Source organism: Mesorhizobium sp. M1C.F.Ca.ET.210.01.1.1 (genome assembly GCF_004791585.1).
In the GTDB taxonomy this organism is placed as follows: Bacteria; Pseudomonadota; Alphaproteobacteria; order Rhizobiales; family Rhizobiaceae; genus Mesorhizobium.
Window position 1 is genome coordinate 1 of record NZ_SRUU01000108.1, and the last position, 465, is coordinate 465.

Genomic DNA, 465 nt, shown 5'->3' on the forward strand with positions numbered 1-465 from the left:
GCCGCCTGGATGTGGGGGAGATAGGCCGCGCCCTCCGGCGACAGCGCCACCCCGCGCGCCAGCCGCGCGAACAGTCGGCTTTTGAGCCGCTCCTCCAGGAAGCGGATGTGCTGGCTGACGGCGGCCTGGGTGAGCCCGAGCTCGGCGGCCGCGGCGGTGAAGTTCGACAGGCGAGCGGCTGCCTCGAAAGTGCGCAGCCAATCGAGAGGCGGCATCGGGTCGAATGCTTTTCCAGTCATTACAAATTCAACGCCATTACTCGAAAAAAGATAATTTGAATTATGCCTAGGGTGAAGCCAGCATGCAATCCGTGCCCGCAATGGCGGGTAGAAGATAGGAGCTTCCGGGATATGCTGATGAAGGCAACGCTGGGCGACGACGGGCGAACGATCGAGCTTGGCTGGCAGGATGGCGCGGTGAGCCGCTTCCATGCCATGTGGCTGCGCGACAACGCGCTGGACGATA

1 protein-coding gene is annotated in these 465 nt (G+C 62.8%); it reads right to left on the minus strand.

The window, feature by feature from the left end; genetic code table 11:
* Positions 1-239, minus strand: a 239-nt coding sequence (locus EN853_RS33130) for a LysR family transcriptional regulator (RefSeq protein WP_135861343.1), incomplete at its 3' end; no start/stop codon positions are given.
* Positions 240-465: the final 226 nt, after the last annotated feature.